Genomic DNA, 21835 nt, shown 5'->3' with positions numbered 1-21835 from the left:
AGGGGATAAAGAAAAATGAGTCGTAAAAACCGTGCGCCTAAACGCGATGTATTGCCAGATCCGCTTTACAATTCACAATTAGTTACTCGTCTTATCAACCGCGTTATGCTTGATGGTAAACGTGGTACAGCTGCTTCAATCGTTTACGGAGCTTTCGAACAAATTAAAGAAGCTACTGGAAACGATGCTCTTGAAGTATTCGAAACAGCTATGGAAAACATCATGCCTGTACTTGAAGTACGTGCTCGCCGTGTCGGTGGTTCTAACTACCAAGTCCCAGTTGAAGTTCGTCCAGAACGTCGTACAACACTTGGACTTCGTTGGTTGGTAACAATCGCTCGTCAACGTGGTGAACACACAATGGTTGATCGTCTTGCAAAAGAAATCTTGGATGCAGCGAACAACACTGGTGCAGCTGTTAAGAAACGTGAAGATACTCACCGTATGGCTGAAGCTAACCGTGCATTCGCACACTTCCGCTGGTAAGATTAAGATACTAAGGGCGTTAAAAAAGCGACTGAAATTAGGAAGCTTGACGAAGAATCAAAGATTCTAGGAAAGCTTATCTATTTTCCGAGCTTTTAGCCCAGGTTCAATTGAGCTCGATCAGCTCTTGAACCCAATTCAACTCTTCTTAAAAGTTGGAACCAAAACTTAGCATGAAAACACTGAGAACGGGTAGGTCCTGCCTATCCGTTTTTATTAAATCATGTTATAATAGAATATAGAAATAAAAAATATAGGAGAAACAAACCTCATGGCACGCGAATTTTCACTTGAAAAAACTCGTAATATCGGTATCATGGCTCACGTCGATGCTGGTAAAACAACTACAACTGAGCGTATCCTTTACTACACTGGTAAGATTCACAAAATCGGTGAAACTCACGAAGGTGCGTCACAAATGGACTGGATGGAGCAAGAGCAAGAACGTGGTATCACTATCACATCTGCCGCTACGACAGCTCAATGGAAAGACACTCGTGTAAACATCATCGACACACCAGGACACGTGGACTTCACTATCGAAGTTCAACGTTCACTCCGCGTTTTGGACGGTGCTGTAACCGTTCTTGACTCACAATCAGGTGTTGAACCTCAAACTGAAACAGTTTGGCGTCAAGCAACTGAATACGGAGTTCCACGTATCGTATTCGCTAACAAGATGGATAAAATCGGTGCTGACTTCCTTTACTCAGTAAGCACACTTCATGACCGTCTTCAAGCAAACGCTCACCCAATTCAATTGCCAATCGGTGCTGAAGATGACTTCCGCGGAATCATTGACTTGATCAAGATGAAAGCTGAAATCTATACTAACGACCTTGGTACAGATATCCTTGAAGAAGATATTCCAGCTGAATACCTTGAACAAGCTCAAGAATACCGTGAAAAATTGGTTGAAGCAGTTGCTGAAACTGATGAAGACTTGATGATGAAATACCTTGAAGGGGAAGAAATCACTAACGAAGAATTGAAAGCTGGTATCCGTAAAGCTACAATCAACGTTGAATTCTACCCAGTACTTTGTGGTTCAGCCTTCAAGAACAAAGGGGTTCAATTGATGTTGGATGCAGTCCTTGACTACCTTCCAAGCCCACTTGATATCCCTGCAATCAAGGGTGTAAACCCAGATACAGACGAAGAAGAAGAACGTCCAGCATCTGATGAAGAGCCATTTGCAGCTCTTGCCTTCAAGATCATGACTGACCCATTCGTAGGTCGTTTGACATTCTTCCGTGTTTACTCAGGTGTCTTGAACTCAGGTTCATACGTCTTGAACACTTCTAAAGGTAAACGTGAACGTATCGGACGTATCCTTCAAATGCACGCCAACACTCGTAAAGAAATCGAAACAGTTTACTCTGGAGATATCGCTGCTGCCGTTGGTTTGAAAGATACTACAACTGGTGACTCATTGACAGATGAAAAAGCAAAAATCATCCTTGAATCAATCGAAGTTCCAGAACCAGTTATCCAATTGATGGTTGAGCCTAAATCTAAAGCAGACCAAGACAAGATGGGTATCGCCCTTCAAAAATTGGCTGAAGAAGATCCAACATTCCGCGTTGAAACAAACCCTGAAACTGGTGAAACAGTTATCTCTGGTATGGGTGAGTTGCACTTGGATGTCCTTGTTGACCGTATGAAACGTGAATTCAAGGTTGAAGCTAACGTTGGTGCTCCTCAAGTATCTTACCGCGAAACATTCCGCGCTTCTACACAAGCACGTGGATTCTTCAAACGTCAATCTGGTGGTAAAGGTCAGTTTGGTGATGTTTGGATCGAATTTACTCCAAACGAAGAAGGTAAAGGATTCGAGTTCGAAAATGCTATCGTCGGTGGTGTGGTTCCACGTGAATTCATCCCTGCAGTAGAAAAAGGACTTCAAGAATCTATGGCGAACGGTGTTCTTGCTGGTTACCCAATGGTTGACGTGAAAGCGAAGCTTTACGATGGTTCATACCACGATGTCGACTCATCTGAAACTGCCTTCAAGATCGTCGCATCTCTTGCACTTAAAGAAGTCGCTAAGACTGCACAACCAGCTATCCTTGAACCAATGATGCTTGTAACCATCACAGTTCCTGAAGAAAACCTTGGGGATGTTATGGGTCACGTAACTGCTCGTCGTGGACGTGTAGATGGTATGGAAGCACACGGTGCAAGCCAAATCGTTCGTGCTTATGTGCCACTTGCTGAAATGTTCGGTTACGCTACTGTCCTTCGTTCTGCAACTCAAGGACGTGGTACGTTCATGATGGTATTTGACCACTACGAAGATGTACCAAAATCAGTACAAGAAGAAATCATTAAAAAAGCTAAAGGTGAAGCTTAATTTGCCAAAGCTAAAAAACTCTTCCCAAAATGGGAAGAGTTTTTCTTTGTTCAAAAAGTGAGTGCAAGTAAAAAAGCATCCCTACTATCGATCAAGACTTTGTGAAAAACTTTAATAAAAGAGGTGGTGATCTATGATAAATCTTGCTTTTCGTTGGGAAATAGTTGCTTTTTAATGCAATAAAGTATATAATAGAGACTGTTAAAAGATGTTTGGCGCTGTGTCAAGTTACTCTTTTCACAAAAAAATTTTTTGATTTTCATAAGGAGGAAATCACGAATGGTAGTTAAAGTTGGTATTAACGGTTTCGGTCGTATCGGACGTCTTGCTTTCCGTCGTATCCAAAACGTAGAAGGTGTTGAAGTTACTCGCATCAACGACCTTACAGATCCAGTTATGCTTGCACACTTGTTGAAATACGATACAACTCAAGGTCGTTTCGACGGTACTGTGGAAGTTAAAGAAGGTGGATTCGAAGTTAACGGTAAATTCGTTAAAGTTTCTGCTGAACGCGATCCAGAACAAATCGACTGGGCTAACGACGGTGTAGAAATCGTTCTTGAAGCAACTGGTTTCTTTGCTACTAAAGCAGCTGCTGAAAAACACTTGCATGCTGGTGGTGCTAAGAAAGTTGTTATCACTGCTCCTGGTGGATCAGATGTTAAAACAGTCGTATTTAACACTAACCACGATATTCTTGATGGTACTGAAACAGTTATCTCAGGTGCTTCATGTACTACAAACTGCTTGGCTCCAATGGCTAAAGCTCTTCAAGATAACTTCGGTGTTGTTGAAGGATTGATGACTACTATCCACGCTTACACTGGTGACCAAATGATCCTTGACGGTCCACACCGTAAAGGTGACCTTCGTCGTGCACGCGCTGGTGTCGCTAACATCGTTCCTAACTCAACTGGTCTTGCTAAAGCAATCGGTTTGGTTATCCCTGAATTGAACGGTAAATTGGACGGAGCTGCACAACGTGTTCCTGTTCCAACTGGATCAGTTACTGAATTGGTAGTTGTTCTTGACAAGAACGTTACTGTTGATGAAGTGAATGCGACTATGAAAGCGACTTCAAACGAATCATACGGTTACACTGAAGATCCAATCGTATCTTCAGACGTTGTAGGTATGTCTTATGGATCATTGTTTGACGCAACTCAAACTAAAGTTATTGACGTTGACGGTAAACAATTGGTTAAAGTTGTTTCATGGTATGACAACGAAATGTCTTACACTGCACAACTTGTTCGTACTCTTGAATACTTCGCAAAAATTGCTAAATAATTCATGCGTATGATGAGAGGAGGGAAACCTCCTCTTTTTTTGTACTTTTTTTAGGGCTTTCTCATCATATTATAGGAATTGCCAAAATGGATTGACAGTGCTAAATAGATTAGGGTATCCTATTCTTGATTGGAGATTTCTAATACAATGAAATGAAAGCGATTACAGGTCGTGAAGAAAGGAGCCAATAGAAATCGCTCAAGAAAAAGAAAAAAACCATACAAGGAGGTCAAGATGAAAGGTCATCTATTTGAAAAGAAAGAACGATTTAGTATACGAAAATTCAGTGTGGGAGTTTGCTCCGCATTGATTGGGTTAGCATTTTTAGGAACAGGTGCTGTCTCTGCAGATGAGGCGGTTTCTACTAGTGAACAAGCCTTGGAAAGCTCTTCAGCAACGACCGAAGACGTCAATCATCTAGTGAGAGAAGCTAGCGTCTATACTGCAGATGCAGTCTTACCTTCTGCAGAAACGGAAAAACCAGCCGCAGAAGCGCTCACTCCAGAGGCTAGTCCTACAAGTACAGAAGCTAGCTCGACAACTACAGATACTCCAGCTGTTTTAGAGACTGAAAAACCAAAAGCTACTGCTGAAAAAGTGGCTGATTTACCAACCAATGAAGAAAAACAATTAAGACCCAAAGAAGTTAAGTTCGATACCTGGGAAGATCTCTTGAAGTGGGAACCAGGAAAACGAGTGGATGACGATATGAATAGAGCAAGCGTCCCACTTGCGAGTCGTTTTCAAGGGAAACAAATTAATGAACAAGCTAATCCTGAGGCGAAGATCCAAGCACTGTCAAACATGAACTCCAAAGCCAAGGATCATGCGTCTGTCGGAGGGGAAGAGTTTAAGGCCTATGCTTTTGATTACTGGCAATATTTGGACTCCATGGTCTTTTGGGAAGGGCTGGTTCCATCAGCAGATGTGATCGATGCTGCCCACCGAAATGGGGTTCCTATTTATGGAACAATCTTTTATAACTGGTCTAGCAGCATCAAGGATCAAGAACATTTTGCAGAAACCTTGAAAGAAGATAGTGAAGGCTCTAAAACCTTCCCGATCGCCCGTAAATTAGTCGAACTTGCCAAGTACTATGGCTTTGATGGTTACTTTATCAACCAAGAAACGACTGGAAATCTTGTAGAACCATTGGGTCCAAAATTGAGAGATTTTCTTCTTTATACCAAGGAATATGCGAAAAGTCTGAACTATCCGATTAAGTATTCTTGGTATGATGCTATGACTTATGAATATGGCCGTTACCATGAGAATGCGCTGGGAGAATACAACTACAATTTCATGCAGCCAGAAAATGGGGAAAATCCAGTTGATACCTTCTTTGCTAACTTTAACTGGGGCAAATCAGAAGTTGATTATTCCATCAGTACAGCCAAATGGATTAATCGGAATCCTTATGATGTTCTTGCTGGACTCGAGCTCCAAAAAGGAGGCTCTTATAAGACTAATGTAGACTGGAATGCCATTTTAGATGAACATGGCAAGTTGCGTCTATCCCTTGGTCTTTATGCGCCAGATACGATTACAGGTCTAGGAAAGACTGGAGAAGGATACCATACCCATGAAGATCTATTCTGGACAGGTTTCCAAGGAGATCCGACTAAAGGAAAACCAGCAGACCAATCTTGGTACGGTATGTCCAATCTAGTAGTGGACAAAACTCCTATTACAAGTGAAGATTTCAATACTTCCTTCAATACTGGACACGGAAAACACTGGTTTGTGGATGGCAAGATTTCTAAAGAAGGGGAGTGGAACTACCGTTCTGTTTCTGGCTACCTTCCAACCTGGCGTTGGTGGGTAGAGCATAGTGAAGATAGTACACCATTGAAAGGTCGCTATGATTTTGATCAAGCCTACAATGGAGGAAATTCTCTAGCCTTTGAAGGAGATTTAAAAGCCAATAGCAGTCAAAATATCATGCTCTATTCGACCAAGATCCCTGTGACAGAAACGACCAAGTTGAGCGTCTCTCACAAGGGCGGGGTCGGAGCTTGGGTAGCTGTTGCCACCAAAGAAGACTACTCTGAATACGAATGGAAAGAATTGACACCGAGTGCGGATTGGTCTACTCAAACCTTTGATTTGGGAAGTTTGGCTGGCAAGACCATTTATGCTGTGAAGATGTTCTTTGACCATGATACGGATGTCAAAGACTACAAATTTAATCTCGGCCAATTGTCGATTACGTCAAACCAAGAGAAACCAGCGACTCCAGCAGAAGTATCCGTTCGAGCAAAACGTCTACAAAATGCGCAAGAAGCAGAAGCAGTCCTCAATTTTAAAGGGGTAGCAGATGCGGATTATTATGAAGTCTATGAAAAAGATGGCGACAACTGGCGTCTTTTAACAGGGTCTTCTGCGACAACCGTCTATCTACCAAAAATTAGCCGTTCAGCAATTGCTGAAGGAACGACTCAGGACCTCAAGGTTGTGGCAGTGGGGAAGAACGGCCAACGTTCAGATGCAGGGACTGTGGCCTTTGATTGGGGCATGACCGTGTCAGATACCAGTCTTCCAAAAGCTCTAGCACCAAACGTGGTCATCGGAGCCAAAGTGATCGGTTCGAGCTTTCCAGATGCAGATGGTAGTGAAGGCATTGAAGGCATGTTAAATGGGACCATTACCAGTCTTTCAGATAAATGGTCTTCTGCTCAATTGAGTGGAACCGTCGATATCCGCTTAACACAACCTCGGACCATTGTTCGTTGGGTCATGGACCATGCCGGTGCTGGTGGGGAATCAGTCGATGATGGCAAGATGAATACCCGTGACTTCGACCTTTACTACAAGGATGAAGCGGGTGAATGGAAGCTCGCTAAGGAAGTTCGTGGCAATAAAGCCCATGTGTCTGACATTACACTTGATCATCCGATCAAGGCTCAAGACTGGCGTCTCCATGTCATTACAGCAGATAACGGCACCCCATGGCAAGCCATCCGGATATACAACTGGAAGATGTATGAAAGTCTAGATACTGAGACGGTCAACATTCCGATGAAAAATGCCGCAAAACCTAGGTAATCATTTTGTCCAAGTCGGTTTCAAAGATGTCCCAGCTCATACTACTCTGACTCTTTATGCCGATAAAGAAGCCACTAGTCCAATTGCGACCATGACAGCCGATCAAGCTGGAAATCTCATCTTTAAACCGCTCGCTTTTGAATCAACCCCGTCTCTTCTTTACTATCGCGCACAAGTTCCTGGTAAAGATATCAGTAATGTTTTGGCGATCGAAGTTCCAAAGAATGATAAAGAGATTGCGGGACTTCAATTTGAAGATGGATTGACCAAGAAGGTCTACCGGGAAGGCGATGCCCTTTCCTTGAAAGGGGCGACTCTCCGCGTTCATTATAAAGATGGCCAAGCAGATCAACTGGTCAACCTCACCAACTCAGGTATAGAGATTCATGGATTTGACAGTAGCAAGCTCGGAGAACAACACCTAGAAGTTTCTTACCTTGGTCAGAAATTGGATAAGACCCTCACTGTTTTTGTGGTCAGTGCAGAGGAAGCAGGTGAAAAAGCAGTTGCTGGTCTAGAATTGACTGACAAACCAAAAGTGGAATATATTGTCGGAGAAGCATTGGAGAAAGAAGGCGGACGCTTTACAGTCGTCTTTGAAGATGAAACGACTGAAACGCACGCCTTGACAGATGAAGGGGTGGAAGTGACTGGCTTTGATACGACCAAGGAAGGTCGTCAAACTATCACTGTCCATTACAAAGGAGCTAGTACAAGTTTTGATGTCCTCGTGAATCCAAAACCAGCTCTCAACGATGAATACCTCAAGCAAAAATTGGCTGAAGCTGAAGCTGCAAAAGCCAAAGTAGACTTTACTTTTGCCAGTCCTGAAGTCAAAGAAGCCTTGCTAGCTGGAATGGCTGCTTCTGAAAAAGTCTTGAAAGAGCATGACACCAGCACACAAGATCAAGTCAATGAGCAGTTGAACCAATTGACCGCTCTCTTGAAAGCCTTGGATGGTCAAGCCAATCTAGTCAAAGAAAAAGAAGCTCTCTCTGCCCTAACAACAGAAGCGACCGCTCTATTAGCAAGCAAGCCAAATCACCCTTCTGGTGAGGCTTTGCAGGCACTGATTGAGAAAAATAAAGAGCTCCTAGCTTCTTCAGAGCTCACTCCTGAAGCGCTCGCAACCGCAAAGACAGGTCTAGAGACCTTGATTGCGCTCCTGAAAGAAGACAAGCCAGCGGTCTTTGTAGATCCTGCGACTGGAGTCGAAGTTCAATTCTCCAACTTAGAGCCAACCGTTGTCAAAGGACTAAAAGTCGCAAAAGTTGAAGCCAACCAGGCAGAAAAAGAAGAGCTGAAGGGACGAGAAGGAATCGTCTTTGATATTGAAGGCGTGGATGCAAGCGGTCAGGATATCGATACCCACCATCCATCCCTTGTGAAAATCCCTGTGGATAAGGATAAAGAAGTTGAGCAAGTCCTCTTCTTCCCAGAAGGTAAAGCTCCTCAATCCTTGGCCTTTGAGAGAGTTGGAGATGTGGTCATCTTTACAGCTCCTCACTTTACCCACTATGCGATTGTCTACAAGCCAGCAAAAACGGAAGGACCAGATCAACCGATCCAACCAGAAGAACCGGCTAAACCTGATCAGCCTGTTCAACCAGATCAACCTGTCCAACCAGGTGCCCCAGTGACTCCAGATCCATCTAATCCATTGAAGCCTACAGAGTCTTCTCAAGTGGATCAGTTGACCCCAACGACTTCTACTCAACCGGATCATCAAGAGGAAGAGCACAAGGATATGGTCGATCAAGAGATCCATCAGTTGTTAAGTACCCACCAAGGAACGAACTCACAGCCAACGGTTCAGCAAGAAACAAAAGATGCAAGCAAAGAAAGTCAATCGGAACACTTGCCAAATACGGCAAGCCTAGAAGCTTCCTTTGCGGCTGAAGCTGTTCTTCTAGCGACCTTAGGCGGCTTCCTCTTGGCTGGTAAGAAGAAAGAAGAGTAAGTCTTTTACAGGATTCTTTTGTTCACTAAAAAAGTCACTCTCAAAAAACCTCTCTGGTGAAAACCAGAGAGGTTTGATCTTGTATCTAGAAGTGTTGTTCGGATCCTGTGAATTAGAGGGGAAAAGCATTGGATTTTTCTACCTCTTTTACAGCTTTTGTGATATAATTATCATGTATTAAAAAAAGAAGGAGTCATATCTAATGGCAAAATTGACTGTTAAAGACGTTGACTTGAAAGGGAAAAAAGTTCTCGTTCGTGTTGACTTCAACGTTCCTGTAAAAGATGGCGTGATCACTAACGATAACCGTATCACTGCAGCTCTTCCAACTATCAAGTACATCCTTGAACAAGGTGGACGTGCAATCCTCTTCTCTCACCTTGGACGTGTAAAAGAAGAAGCAGATAAAGAAGGTAAATCACTTGCTCCTGTAGTCGCTGACTTGGTCGCTAAATTGGGTCAAGAAGTGAAATTTATCCCAGGTGTTACACGTGGTGCTGAATTGGAAGCAGCTGTTAACGCTCTTGAAGATGGACAAGTTCTCTTGGTTGAAAACACTCGTTTCGAAGATGTTGATGGCAAGAAAGAATCTAAAAACGATCCTGAACTTGGTAAATACTGGGCATCACTTGGAGATGGTATCTTCGTAAACGATGCATTCGGTACTGCTCACCGTGCACACGCATCTAACGTTGGTATTTCTGCAAACGTTGAAAAAGCTGTTGCTGGTTTCCTTCTTGAAAACGAAATTGCTTACATCAAAGAAGCAGTTGAAGCTCCAGAACGTCCATTTGTAGCCATCCTTGGTGGTTCAAAAGTTTCAGATAAGATCGGTGTTATCGAAAACTTGCTTGAAAAAGCTGATAAAGTTCTTATCGGTGGTGGGATGACTTACACATTCTACAAAGCACAAGGTATCGAAATCGGTAACTCACTTGTTGAAGAAGACAAATTGGATGTGGCGAAAGCTCTTCTTGAAAAATCAAACGGCAAATTGATCTTGCCAGTTGATTCAAAAGAAGCGAACGCATTTGCTGACTACACTGAAGTGAAAGACACTGAAGGTGAAGCAGTAGACCCAGGTTTCCTTGGCCTTGACATCGGTCCTAAATCAATCGCTAAATTCGATAAAGAATTGACTGGTGCGAAAACTGTTGTATGGAACGGACCTATGGGTGTATTTGAAAATCCTGACTTCCAAGCTGGTACAATCGGTGTGATGGACGCTATCGTGAAACAACCAGGCGTTAAATCAATCATCGGTGGTGGTGACTCAGCTGCTGCTGCGATCAACCTTGGCCGTGCAGACAAATTCTCATGGATCTCTACTGGTGGTGGTGCTTCTATGGAACTCCTTGAAGGTAAAGAACTTCCAGGATTGGCTGCTCTTACAGACAAATAATCTAAATAGAATGAAAGAGGCTGGGACAAAAGTCCTAGCCTCTCAATTATTTTTGGATTGTCGAGCAAGACGCGGTGGTTGAGTGGGCTCTACTACGCTGATTTCATCAGCTTTTACAGCCCTACTCAACTGTGCGGAGGTGGGACGACGAAATCAAATTCTAATGAATTACCGATTTCTGTCCCACTCTCTTTTTTCTTTCTATTGATATCTGTTCTCTCCTTTCGGAAAATATGGTAGAATAATAGAAATAGAAAGATAGGTGACCATGGATTACTTTAAACGACACAAATTTGATTGGTCCAAATTCCGTTTGGGAATGAGAACCTTTAAAACAGGGATTGCCGTTTTTATTGTGCTACTTATTTTTGGAATATTTGGCTGGCGCGGCCTTCAGATCGGGACTTTGACAGCTGTTTTTAGTTTGAGAGAAGACTTTGATAAGAGTGTCCACTTCGGGGCTTCGCGTGTCATGGGCAACAGTATCGGAGGTTTTTATGCCGTTTTGTTCTTCCTTTTAAAAACGATCTTTCATGGGGCGTATTGGGTGACTCTGATTTTTGTACCCATTGCGACCATGTTAACCATTATGACAAATGTCGCCATGAATAATAAAGCAGGAATTATCGGAGGAGTTTCGGCAATGCTGATCATTACCCTTTCGATTCCTAACGGAGAAACCTTCTTGTATGTTTTTGCCCGAATATTTGAGACCTTTATTGGCGTTTTTGTTGCGATTTTGGTCAATTCGGATGTCGATCGCATTCGCGATTTTCTCAAGGAACACAAAAAACCTATGTAAGATTATGTAACATTTAATCTTGACATAGATTTTTTTTTCGATATAATAGAATAGAAAGAGGAATGGTATGAAGGAAAAGGAATTACGACGCTCGCTGGCAGTCTTTCCGATTGGCAGTGTTATGAAGCTGACCGACTTGACAGCTCGTCAGATTCGTTATTATGAAGATCAGGGATTGATTTCTCCTGATCGGACAGAAGGCAATCGCCGCATGTATTCGTTGGACGATATGGACCGCCTGCTTGAGATCAAAGATTATATCTCAGACGGCTTCAATATTGCGGATATTAAGAAGAAATATGCGGAAAAAGAGCAAGAGAAAACCAAGGTTGTCAGTCAAGAAGAGATCCGTAAGGCTCTTCATCGTGACATTCTTCAGCAAAGTCGCTTCACATCTTCCCCATCGCCATATGGTCAATTTCGTTGATCATTTCATAAACTTGTAATCTATTTTAAGGAGACAAAAATGTCAATTACTGCTGCAGATATTCGCCGTGAAGTAAAAGAAAAAAATGTTACTTTTATTCGCTTGATGTTCTCTGATATTTTGGGAACTATGAAGAACGTCGAAATTCCAGCTACCGATGAGCAACTGGACAAGGTTCTTTCAAACAAAGCCATGTTTGATGGTTCTTCTATCGAAGGATTTGTCCGTATCAACGAGTCAGATATGTATCTTTACCCAGATTTGGATACATGGACAGTCTTCCCTTGGGGAGATGAAAATGGGAGCGTAGCTGGCTTGATCTGTGATGTCTATACGACAGAAGGGAAACCATTTGCAGGAGACCCACGTGGCAACTTGAAACGGGCCCTTCGTCATATGGAAGAACTTGGATTCAAATCCTTTAACCTTGGACCAGAACCAGAATTCTTCCTCTTCAAGTTGGACGAAAATGGAGATCCAACTCTTGAAGTAAACGACAAAGGTGGCTATTTTGACTTGGCTCCAACAGATCTCGCAGATAACACTCGTCGTGAAATCGTAAATGTCTTGACCAAGATGGGCTTTGAAGTAGAAGCCAGCCACCACGAAGTAGCCGTTGGTCAGCATGAAATCGACTTTAAGTATGACGAAGTGCTTCGCGCTTGTGACAAGATCCAAATCTTTAAACTTGTCGTGAAAACCATTGCTCGTAAACACGGCTTGTATGCAACCTTTATGGCCAAACCAAAATTTGGAATTGCCGGATCAGGTATGCACTGTAATATGTCTCTCTTTGACCAAGATGGCAACAATGCCTTCTTTGATCCAGAAGATCCACGTGGAATGCAATTGTCAGAAACTGCTTATCACTTCTTGGGTGGTTTGATCAAGCATGCCTACAACTTTACAGCCGTGACCAACCCAACCGTCAACTCTTATAAACGTTTGGTTCCTGGATATGAAGCACCTGTTTATATCGCTTGGGCAGGACGCAACCGTTCCCCATTGGTACGTGTGCCAGCATCACGTGGTATGGGAACTCGTTTGGAATTGCGCTCCGTAGACCCAATGGCTAATCCTTATGTAGCCTTGGCAGTCTTGCTTGAAGTCGGCCTTCATGGTATTGAAAATAAAATCGAAGCACCTGCTCCGATCGAAGAAAATATCTATGTGATGACACCGGAAGAACGTAGAGCCGCTGGAATCACAGATCTCCCTTCTACCCTTCACAATGCCTTGAAAGCCTTGACAGAAGACGAAGTGGTGAAAGCTGCCTTGGGTGAACATATTTACACCAGCTTCCTTGAAGCCAAACGAATCGAATGGGCAAGTTATGCGACCTTCGTATCTCAATGGGAAGTAGACAACTATTTAGATCTTTATTAAGAAATAAGAGCAAAGAGGCTGGGACAAAAGTCCTAGCCTCTCAATTATTTTTGGATTGTCGAGCAAGACGCAGTGGTTGAGTGGGCTCTACTACGCTGATTTCATCAGCTTTTACAGCCCTACTCAACTGTGCGGAGGTGGGACGACGAAATCGAATTCTAACGAATTACCGATTTCTGTCCCACTCTCTTTTTAATCCTCAAAAAGACACCATAAAACCAGTTGAAACAGTGGTCTCAACTGGTTGTTTTTTAATTTTCGTCATCTGGCGTGAGAATCATTGGAATAATGATAGGTTCACGTTCTGTGCTCTCGTATAAGAATGGGCGAAGGGCATTAACAATCGCACCATTGACGGTTTGGATATTGGCATCTTTGTTCTTCAAGGCGATACGAATAGCATTGAAGAGGATGCGTTGGCTTTCACGGATCAGATCTCCTGATTCACGCATGTAGATAAAACCACGGCTCAAGATGTCTGGTCCAGCTAGGATCATCTTCAATTTGAAGTCAACAGTCGCAACAGCAAGCACGACACCATCTTCGGAAAGATCTCTCCGGTCACGAAGGACAGCAGCCCCAATTTCACCGATACGATTTCCATCGACATAGATGTCTTGAGCATTGAAGCTTCCTGCGACACGAGCAGAGTTGGCTGTCAGAGCGAGGACATCACCATTACTCATGATGAAGATATTGTCTTTTTCCACTCCGCAATCACGCGCAAGTCCTGCGTGGATCTTCTGCATCCGGTATTCACCATGGACAGGCATGAAGTATTTTGGTTTGATCAAGCGGAGCATAAGTTTTTGTTCTTGTTGCCCCCCGTGTCCAGAAGTATGGATGTTGTTGATCTTCCCGTGAATGACGTCGACACCCGCTTCAGAAATCGTATTGATCAATTTATTCACACTGGTTGTATTACCAGGAATCGGACTAGAAGAGAAGATCACGGTATCTCCTGGTTGGAGTTGCACTTGGCGGTGCGTTCCGTTGGCAATCCGAGAGAGGGCTGCCATTGGCTCTCCTTGGCTTCCTGTACACATGATCAGGATTTCATTAGCCGCATAGTCTTTGATCTCATTTGGCTCGATAATGGTTCCAGCAGGGACCTTGATATAGCCAAGCTCGATTCCATTGACGATGGCTTTTTCCATCGAGCGTCCAAAGACGACGATCTTACGACCTGTCTTAACTGCTGCCTCAGCAGCTTGTTGGAGACGGAAGATATTCGAAGCAAAGGAAGCAAAGATGATGCGTCCATGGATCCCTTCGATGATCTTCATGATGGATTGGCCAACTACTTTTTCAGAGTTGGTAAAGGTTGGGACTTCCGCGTTGGTTGAGTCTGAGAGCAGGCAGAGAACGCCTTCTTCCCCAAGAGCCGCCATACGATGGAGGTCAGCCGGTTCCCCAACAGGTGTGAAGTCGAATTTGAAGTCTCCGGTACAAACAATCTTTCCTTGAGGGGTGTGAATCACAATCCCTAAAGGTTCTGGAATCGAGTGAGTCGTACGGAAGAAGGTTGCTTTAAGATTTTTAAATTGAAGTTCAGTGTTTTGGTTGATTTCGTAGAGTTTGGCATCACGAAGAAGGCCGTGCTCTTCTAATTTTCCACGGATCAAGGCAAGCGCCAAAGGTCCAGCGTAGATAGGGACATTGGCTTGTTTCAAAAGGAAAGGAATCCCACCGATGTGGTCTTCGTGTCCGTGGGTAATGAGGACCGCTTTGACGCGATCGATGTTGTCTACGATATAAGAGTAATCCGGAATGACATAGTCGATTCCAAGGAGGTCATCTTCTGGAAATTTGATCCCGGCATCGACAATGATGATTTCATCTTGGTATTCGATCCCGTAGGTATTTTTTCCGATTTCTCCTAGTCCACCAATGGCAAATACACCAACTTCTTCAGGTTTTAAGGTATAAGCCATGGATTAGTACTCCGTTAGTTCAAAGGCACCTGACTCTTTCTCGTAAGCAAGGTGTTGCTCAGAAAGTGGTGTGATAAATTCAATGTTGAAATCTGTGTTTGCTTCAACCAATTGACGTGCTTGGATGCGTCCTTCACGTTCATTTGGTGCATCAATATCGAGATAAAGTGCATGCGTGGTTTCACGACGAGGGTTGCGGTCTTTTGTTTCCTGATAAAAAACTTTGTAAATCATGAAGTAATTTTCCTTTCATTATTTCGGTCCATTTGTTAGCTGCGAAGGAGTGCAATCACTAGAGTTTCCTACTCGCAACTAGTGGACCTGATTCGATACAATTAATTATCATTATACCATAAATAGGCTCTAAGGAAAAGATGCAAGCGAACTGTTGGTAGACGGAAGTTTTATAGAGGGAATGGTATGTAAGGAAGCAAGCAGACGAATTCAACACGTCAAAGAAATAGGAAAACATCTTTTCGTGTTCGGTTTTGAAGAAAGTTATGGATATCTTGTAAAATTATTTATACGTTATAAAGATACCAATGGAGTCGTTTCTAAAATCAGACATCCAACTTCAAATGTATTGAAATCTATTTTAGAAGATGGATCTGGGATTGTCGTTCGCTCAAGTGGAACAGAAGCAAAAATCAAGTTCTATATCAGTGCAAAATCTGATAGCAAAGCTACTGTAAAAGAAAAAGTAGCGGTGTTACAAGCCGACTTATAAAAATTACAATAATCAATGAAGCTTGCACTCTCACGATGGTGGGAATGCTTTTTTGATATTTTGAAGGAATCTTGTGAATTAGAATGTATTATGATATAATACGTACACATTACAAACGGTAATAAATACACTAGCTTTAAAGATAAGAGGGGAACATGATGAAGAGAGAAACAAAACGCTTTTTATTAGGTAGTGTTGCACTGTTATCGCTAGTTGCGGCAGGGTGCTCTAATACGAAACCAGATACTGAAACAACACAAGTGACAACTGCTGAAGCTTCAACAGAAGAGACTACTCAAGTGACGGCGCAAGCGACAGTACAAGATGTCAGTAAATATAAAACAGACGGTACTCAGCCATCTGAAACCTTTAACTGGGAAGCAACGGTAGCCCCACTAAAGAATTCTGAAAAAGAATACATTGATACTAATGGAAATAGAGTAAAAGAAAAATCGTACACTCTAGCGAATGCAGTATTGACGCTACAAGATACGAAGAGTAAAATCACTGAGCCAAAAGTTCTTGAAGCATTGAAATTACTAGATGCTGTATTTATAGACCAGGGAAATATTGGAGAGGTCTTAAAGGCTACAGGAGTATCGAGTCAAAAGGAACTTTATACGAAGATTTGGAATGATTTTATGATATCGTTCCTCACATCAGCTAGACCAGAATTTACTAATGATGCTACGTATGAATATGCGGGTATCACATATGCAATTAAGGACTATGGCCCAATGAAGCTAAAAGTTGATGTGAATTCGCTGGGACAGGCTGGTGCTTATACCTTAGAAAGTTATGGTGTAGAGGGAGATACGGTGTACATCAAGTATAGAGCGCCAATTAAGGATGAAGGAGTAGAGAATCTATTAATCAAGCATCAAACGAATAATCAAGCCTTCTTTGATGCCCTCAAGGAATTGTCTGCAAAAATTGTGAAAACAGATTATAGTAAAAATTTATTATTGAGATTTTTATATAGTTTAGGATCTTTGGAGTTTAAAGGAGATGGTTCCTTTGGCACAAAGGGGGATAAAGATTATTTAGACTCAAGCTCATATATTGTAGCGATTAAAGTAGATGATAATGGGAACAAGAGCATAGATATGGATAATTTAGTAGCTTTATTACAAATCCATGCTGATAATGCATACGAGGCCAATAAATCCCGATTCAAGTCAACACGTTAACAATTTCATGTTAGCCAGCTACCCAATTGGGGGCTGGTTTTATTGTTATCGGCGAAGGGGGTACAAAAAATATTTTGAAGTCCAAAGGATTGTGGTATAATAATTGCAAGTAATCGTGAAATAATTCTCTATAAGAGTGGAGAGGAGCATTTATGAATAAAGAAACAAAACGATTTTTAGTGGGGAGTGTGGTAATTCTATCATTGGTAGTGGCAGGATGTTCACAGTCTAAAACAACACCAGAATCAGCAAAGGAAACAACCGAAGCGAAAACGACGAAACAAGCAGTAGTCGAATATACAACAGATAGTAAAAATCCAGCAGCATCTTTTGACTGGAATGCAAAAGTCGCACCAATGACGAAATACGAACAAACTTTTGTCGAAACAAATGGTGGTAAAACAGTTACGAAGAAATTGGATGGTGTGCAAAAAGCAGTAGATGCCTTGAATGAAAAGAAAAAGAGCATCACTGACAAAAAAGTTAAAGAAGCTTTAAAACTTGTAGATGCAGTTTTTGTAAATCAAGAAAACTTTGATGTGTTACTAAAAGCAACAGGGACATCAAGCCAAGAAGAATTCTTCACACGTATTTGGAATGATTACATGGTGAACTTCTTGAAGGAAGCACGCCCAACATATACAAATGACGGGGAAGTGGAGTATCAAGGAGTGAAGTATCCAATTAAAGTCTACGGCCCAATGTACTTAAAGGTAAATACGAATGCCTTAGGAAGAGTCATGCCTATACGCTTGAAGATTATAAAGTGGAAGGTGATACAGTATACTTGAAATTAAAAGCACCACGTGTTGACACTTACCAATATGAAGTACAAGCAAGCTATCAAACAAATAATAAAGCGTTCTTTGAGGGGATGCTTCAAGATGCACAAAAAGTCGGACAAACAGACTTTACAAAAGCGCTCTTGTATAAATTTATTTACCGATTAGCAGCCGTTGGATTTAGAGGAGATGGCTATGTCAACTTAGAAGGAATGGATTATTACGATAAAAACAATCACTATTTAGCGATTAAGGTAGACGATAAAGGTAATGCAACCATTGATGATAAGAACTTGGTGAACCTTCTACAAATCGATTTGAAGCCAGCAAATGAAGCTAATAAAGCAAAATTTGAATAAGAAAAATGATCATAAAGCTCCTACAATAGTGGGGGCTTTTTTATGCTTGGAAGAAATGTTGTAAAAGGGGAAACAATATGTTACAATGAAATTATATTCTACATTGTGATGAAGTACACAAGTTATAAAGAAAAAGAGGAGAAGTTTATGAAGAAAGAAATAAAACGCTTTTTATTAGGAGGTACTGCGCTATTATCACTATTAGTAGCAGGTTGCTCAAAAACAAAAACAGATAATGAAACGAGTCAAGTAAAGACAACTAAATCTTCAACAAAAAAGAAAACACCATCCATTAGCGAGTATAAAACTGACAGCAAAAATCCAGGTGCTGCATTCGACTGGAACTTAGTAGGAGCAGGGTTAAAAGACTATAAACGAGAATTTTATGACATAGAAGGAAAGAGAGTTATTAAGTTGACTGCGTCAGTATTAGACGCAGTTGGGAATCTGCAAAAAACAAAGAGTGAGATTACAGATAGCAAAGTCCTTGCTGCGTTAAAATTATTAGATGCTGTATATGTAGACCAATCAAATATTGGAGATTTACTCCAAGCTGCGGGAGTATCCAATCAGAAGGAACTCTATGAAAAAATTTGGAACGAGTATATGATTGAAGATATTACTAAAAATCATCCAACATTCAATAACGATGCGACCGCCGAATTAGATGGTGTCACTTATCCAATTAAGGTTTACGGACCAATGAAGCTAAAAATTTATACGAACTCACTGGCTCAAGCAGGTGCATATGAATTACTCAATTATAAAGTTGAAGGCGATATGGTGTACTTGAAGTATAATGCTCCTAGCATGGAAGGAGATACGCAAGTTCATTATTCAAAAGAACAAAAGAATAATCAGGCTTTCCTTAACGAAATTAAGGAAGAAACAGAAAAATCATCTGGACAAGATTATAATAAGAACCTGATTATGAGAACTATTTTCACTTTAGCAACTGTACAATTTAAAGGGGATGGATCGTTTGGCGTCGAAGGAAGTGGAGAATTTTACGTTAGTGGCCCATATTATCTAGCTGTTAAAGTTGATGAAAATGGAAAAACAAGTATTGATCTTACCAATTTACTTGCTCTCATTCAAATTCACTCTAAGTCAGCCACTGAGGCGAATGAAGTAAAATTTCAAAAAAATCAATAATCGAAAAACCGGTACCCTCATTTAGGACCGGTTTTATTGGATCTATCCTTACCAAGATTATTTCAAAATAACTTGTTTATTTAAGGCACAATGATTGCATGTAATCGTAAAAAATCTCTCTATGTTCTGAAACTCCACTCTTGTTTCATCTTGCCCTGATTCGGTACAATTAGTAGTCATTTACAAGTAAAGTTGGAAGCGGATCTGATGGCAAAAGGGAGGGCTTTTATAGAAGGAATAGGGAGAGAAACCTTCCTCTACCGTTTAGTGCCTAATTGTAGTATAATATGAAGCAGACAATGAGGAGAAAAGATGAAATTATTAGCATTTGATACCTCGAGTAAGGCTCTTTCTGTAGCGATATTAGAAGATGAGACTCTACTTGCAGAAACAACATTAACCATTAAAAAGAATCATAGTATTACCTTGATGCCGGTCATCGATTTTTTGATGCACCAAATCGACTTGACACCCAAGGACTTGGATCGTATCGTGGTAGCAGAAGGTCCTGGGAGTTACACTGGACTGCGCATTGCGGTCGCAACCGCAAAGACCTTGGCTCATACCTTAGGGATTGAAGTGGTAGGGGTTTCGAGCCTCTTAGCCTTAGTGCCAGATGATCTAGAAGGTTTGGTAGTGCCTGTCATGGATGCCCGTCGGAACAACGTTTATGCAGGTTTTTACCAAGATGATCAGCTGGTCGCACCAGAAGGGCATTTTTCATTTGAGGAAGTCCTAGAGCGTGTAGCGACAAGTGAGCAGGTCACCTTTGTCGGAGAAGTTACGGCCTTTAAGGAGCAGATTGCCTCTAGCCTGCCAAGGGCTACTTACTATGAAACCTTGCCAGATGCAGTGAAAATCGGACGTCTCGGTCTCAAACAAGCGCCTGCTAGCCTCCATGATTTTGTCCCTCATTATCTCAAACGGGTCGAAGCAGAGGAAAATTGGCTCAAAGACCACACAGAAACAACGACCTCTTACATCAAGCGCCTATGATGAAAGGAACAATCAGGAAAGGGAGCAACCAGGATGCGGCCGCTATTCTCGCTGTCATGGAAGATGTCTATGAAGCTAGCCCTTGGAAGTTGGAGCAGATTGAAGCCGATTTAGAGCAGGAATTGACCTCCTATTTCCTAGCTGTGGATGAAGGACAAGTCCTTGGGTTTGTCGCTATTCAAGAGACTCTCTATGAAGCAGAGGTCCTACAGATTGCGGTCAAGCGCGCCTTCCAAGGCCAAGGCCTAGCTCAGAAGTTACTCGCGCAGTTGCCGGACCAAAAAGAGATTTTCTTAGAAGTGCGCATGTCCAATCAACCGGCCCAAGGCCTATACAAAAAAATGCATTTTGAAGAAATTGCACGGAGGAAAAACTACTATCACGATCCCATAGAGGATGCTGTGATCATGAAGAGGAACCCGAATGAAAGATAGATATATTTTGGCTTTTGAGACATCTTGCGATGAGACCAGTGTGGCTGTCTTGAAAAATGACGACCAACTCTTGTCCAATGTCATTGCCAGTCAAATTGAAAGTCACAAGCGTTTTGGTGGGGTGGTACCTGAGGTAGCCTCTCGTCACCATGTGGAAGTCATCACCGCTTGTATCGAAGAAGCCTTAGAAGAAGCAGGGATCACAGAAGCTGATGTCACAGCTGTGGCTGTCACCTACGGTCCAGGACTGGTTGGGGCTCTTTTAGTCGGCCTAGCAGCAGCCAAGGCCTTTGCCTGGGCGCACGGCCTCCCTTTAATTCCTGTCAACCATATGGCAGGGCACTTGATGGCTGCTCAAAGCATCGAGCCCTTAGAGTTTCCGCTTTTGGCCTTGTTGGTGAGTGGAGGACATACCGAGCTAGTCTACGTCAGTGAAGCTGGTGATTATAAGATCGTTGGAGAGACCCGTGATGACGCTGTCGGAGAGGCTTATGACAAGGTCGGGCGCGTCATGGGCTTGACCTATCCAGCAGGACGTGAAATTGATCAGCTGGCCCACCAAGGATCTGATATCTACGATTTCCCTCGAGCCATGATCAAGGAAGACAATCTGGAATTCTCTTTTTCAGGACTCAAATCGGCCTTTATCAATCTGCACCATAATGCCGAGCAAAAAGGAGAAAGCCTCTCCAATGCAGACCTGTCAGCGAGTTTTCAGGCAGCCGTACTAGACATTCTCATGGCCAAGACCAAAAAGGCTTTGGAGAAATATCCAGTCAAGACTCTAGTCGTCGCTGGTGGGGTCGCAGCCAACCAAGGCCTTCGTGAACGCTTGGCTTCTGACATCACCGATGTTAAGGTCATCATTCCGCCACTGCGCCTCTGCGGGGACAATGCAGGGATGATCGCCTATGCCAGCGTCAGCGAATGGAACAAAGAAAACTTCGCAGGCTGGGACCTCAATGCCAAACCAAGCCTAGCCTTTGAAGGAATTGAGTAAGAAAAAGGAGCCAATTGGATGAGCGATTCCAATGGCTTTTTTGCTAGATCTCACCAACTAGTAGCGGATTTGCGAGTCGAAAGAAAATTCGGTATGATAGAAGGAAT

At 42.4% G+C, this 21835-nt stretch carries 15 protein-coding genes and 2 pseudogenes; 15 read left to right on the top strand and 2 right to left on the bottom strand.

Annotated elements, in window-relative coordinates; all coding sequences use genetic code 11:
• Positions 1–15 precede the first annotated feature (15 nt).
• From rpsG to glnA, 8 genes and pseudogenes are all read left to right on the top strand, one after another.
• Positions 16–486: a 30S ribosomal protein S7 gene (gene rpsG, locus AB4X21_RS09075; protein WP_003003105.1), complete on the top strand. Its 471-nt coding sequence runs from the start codon at positions 16–18 to the stop codon at positions 484–486.
• Positions 487–757: 271 nt separating this feature from the next.
• A complete protein-coding gene (fusA, locus tag AB4X21_RS09070; protein ID WP_369087883.1) occupies positions 758–2839 on the top strand; it encodes an elongation factor G in 2082 nt (693 codons plus the stop codon).
• Positions 2840–3118: 279 nt separating this feature from the next.
• Positions 3119–4129, top strand: coding sequence for a type I glyceraldehyde-3-phosphate dehydrogenase (gap, locus tag AB4X21_RS09065; protein WP_369087882.1), 1011 nt, complete (start codon positions 3119–3121; stop codon positions 4127–4129).
• Between the two features lie 234 nt (positions 4130–4363).
• A pseudogene (locus tag AB4X21_RS09060) lies at positions 4364–9134 on the top strand (bacterial Ig-like domain-containing protein).
• 202 nt (positions 9135–9336) lie between these two features.
• Entirely contained in the window at positions 9337–10536 is a 1200-nt protein-coding gene (gene pgk / locus AB4X21_RS09055; protein WP_369087881.1) for a phosphoglycerate kinase, read from the top strand.
• Between the two features lie 268 nt (positions 10537–10804).
• Positions 10805–11338, top strand: a complete 534-nt coding sequence (locus tag AB4X21_RS09050) for an aromatic acid exporter family protein (RefSeq protein ID WP_003012394.1) — start codon at positions 10805–10807, stop codon at positions 11336–11338.
• A gap of 67 nt (positions 11339–11405) precedes the next feature.
• Positions 11406–11765, top strand: a complete 360-nt coding sequence (locus tag AB4X21_RS09045; protein WP_369087880.1) for a MerR family transcriptional regulator — start codon at positions 11406–11408, stop codon at positions 11763–11765.
• Between the two features lie 39 nt (positions 11766–11804).
• A complete protein-coding gene (gene glnA, locus AB4X21_RS09040) occupies positions 11805–13151 on the top strand; it encodes a type I glutamate--ammonia ligase (RefSeq protein WP_003012492.1) in 1347 nt (448 codons plus the stop codon).
• Positions 13152–13402: 251 nt separating this feature from the next.
• On the opposite strand, the gene AB4X21_RS09035 is transcribed toward glnA, so the two are convergent.
• Together AB4X21_RS09035 and AB4X21_RS09030 are read right to left on the bottom strand one after the other, a co-directional pair.
• Positions 13403–15085 carry a ribonuclease J1 gene (locus AB4X21_RS09035; RefSeq protein WP_151378929.1) on the bottom strand — a complete coding sequence of 561 codons (1683 nt, stop codon included), beginning with the start codon at positions 15083–15085 and terminating at the stop codon, positions 13403–13405.
• A 3-nt stretch (positions 15086–15088) separates the two neighbouring features.
• On the bottom strand, positions 15089–15319 hold the full coding sequence (locus AB4X21_RS09030) for a DNA-directed RNA polymerase subunit epsilon (protein ID WP_003008866.1): 231 nt from the start codon (positions 15317–15319) through the stop codon (positions 15089–15091).
• 154 nt (positions 15320–15473) lie between these two features.
• On the opposite strand from AB4X21_RS09030, the gene AB4X21_RS09025 reads away from it, so the two are divergent.
• The 7 genes and pseudogenes from AB4X21_RS09025 (at position 15474) to tsaD (ending at position 21728) form a co-directional block, all read left to right on the top strand.
• Complete coding sequence (locus tag AB4X21_RS09025; protein WP_369087879.1) at positions 15474–15812, top strand: phosphoglucomutase; 339 nt, start codon at positions 15474–15476, stop codon at positions 15810–15812.
• Positions 15813–15967: 155 nt separating this feature from the next.
• Entirely contained in the window at positions 15968–17002 is a 1035-nt protein-coding gene (locus tag AB4X21_RS09020) for a hypothetical protein (RefSeq protein ID WP_369087878.1), read from the top strand.
• A gap of 152 nt (positions 17003–17154) precedes the next feature.
• Positions 17155–18143 (top strand): annotated as a pseudogene (locus AB4X21_RS09015) (hypothetical protein).
• Positions 18144–18290: 147 nt separating this feature from the next.
• Positions 18291–19298, top strand: coding sequence for a hypothetical protein (locus AB4X21_RS09010; RefSeq protein WP_369087877.1), 1008 nt, complete (start codon positions 18291–18293; stop codon positions 19296–19298).
• 312 nt (positions 19299–19610) lie between these two features.
• Complete coding sequence (tsaB, locus tag AB4X21_RS09005) at positions 19611–20294, top strand: tRNA (adenosine(37)-N6)-threonylcarbamoyltransferase complex dimerization subunit type 1 TsaB (protein ID WP_369087876.1); 684 nt, start codon at positions 19611–19613, stop codon at positions 20292–20294.
• A complete protein-coding gene (gene rimI / locus AB4X21_RS09000) occupies positions 20291–20728 on the top strand; it encodes a ribosomal protein S18-alanine N-acetyltransferase (protein WP_369087875.1) in 438 nt (145 codons plus the stop codon). Before tsaB ends, rimI begins: the two co-directional genes overlap by 4 nt.
• On the top strand, positions 20718–21728 hold the full coding sequence (gene tsaD / locus AB4X21_RS08995) for a tRNA (adenosine(37)-N6)-threonylcarbamoyltransferase complex transferase subunit TsaD (protein WP_369087874.1): 1011 nt from the start codon (positions 20718–20720) through the stop codon (positions 21726–21728). Before rimI ends, tsaD begins: the two co-directional genes overlap by 11 nt.
• Positions 21729–21835 lie beyond the last annotated feature (107 nt).

This window comes from Streptococcus sp. CP1998 (assembly GCF_041026655.1).
In the GTDB taxonomy this organism is placed as follows: domain Bacteria; phylum Bacillota; class Bacilli; order Lactobacillales; family Streptococcaceae; genus Streptococcus; species Streptococcus dentalis.
The sequence above is the reverse complement of the archived record's forward strand: the minus strand, read 5'-3'. Positions and strand labels throughout refer to the sequence as shown.

Bases quoted from the DNA above. Each gene is read 5' to 3' on its own strand.
- AB4X21_RS09050 (WP_003012394.1), top strand. From the start codon at position 10,805: ATGGATTACTTTAAACGACACAAATTTGATTGGTCCAAATTCCGTTTG.
- gap (WP_369087882.1), top strand. From the start codon at position 3,119: ATGGTAGTTAAAGTTGGTATTAACGGTTTCGGTCGTATCGGACGTCTT.
- tsaD (WP_369087874.1), top strand. From the start codon at position 20,718: ATGAAAGATAGATATATTTTGGCTTTTGAGACATCTTGCGATGAGACC.
- AB4X21_RS09035 (WP_151378929.1), bottom strand. From the start codon at position 15,085: ATGGCTTATACCTTAAAACCTGAAGAAGTTGGTGTATTTGCCATTGGT.
- AB4X21_RS09020 (WP_369087878.1), top strand. From the start codon at position 15,968: ATGATGAAGAGAGAAACAAAACGCTTTTTATTAGGTAGTGTTGCACTG.
- AB4X21_RS09030 (WP_003008866.1), bottom strand. From the start codon at position 15,319: ATGATTTACAAAGTTTTTTATCAGGAAACAAAAGACCGCAACCCTCGT.
- rpsG (WP_003003105.1), top strand. From the start codon at position 16: ATGAGTCGTAAAAACCGTGCGCCTAAACGCGATGTATTGCCAGATCCG.
- AB4X21_RS09045 (WP_369087880.1), top strand. From the start codon at position 11,406: ATGAAGGAAAAGGAATTACGACGCTCGCTGGCAGTCTTTCCGATTGGC.
- pgk (WP_369087881.1), top strand. From the start codon at position 9,337: ATGGCAAAATTGACTGTTAAAGACGTTGACTTGAAAGGGAAAAAAGTT.
- fusA (WP_369087883.1), top strand. From the start codon at position 758: ATGGCACGCGAATTTTCACTTGAAAAAACTCGTAATATCGGTATCATG.
- glnA (WP_003012492.1), top strand. From the start codon at position 11,805: ATGTCAATTACTGCTGCAGATATTCGCCGTGAAGTAAAAGAAAAAAAT.
- tsaB (WP_369087876.1), top strand. From the start codon at position 19,611: ATGAAATTATTAGCATTTGATACCTCGAGTAAGGCTCTTTCTGTAGCG.
- AB4X21_RS09010 (WP_369087877.1), top strand. From the start codon at position 18,291: ATGAAGAAAGAAATAAAACGCTTTTTATTAGGAGGTACTGCGCTATTA.
- rimI (WP_369087875.1), top strand. From the start codon at position 20,291: ATGATGAAAGGAACAATCAGGAAAGGGAGCAACCAGGATGCGGCCGCT.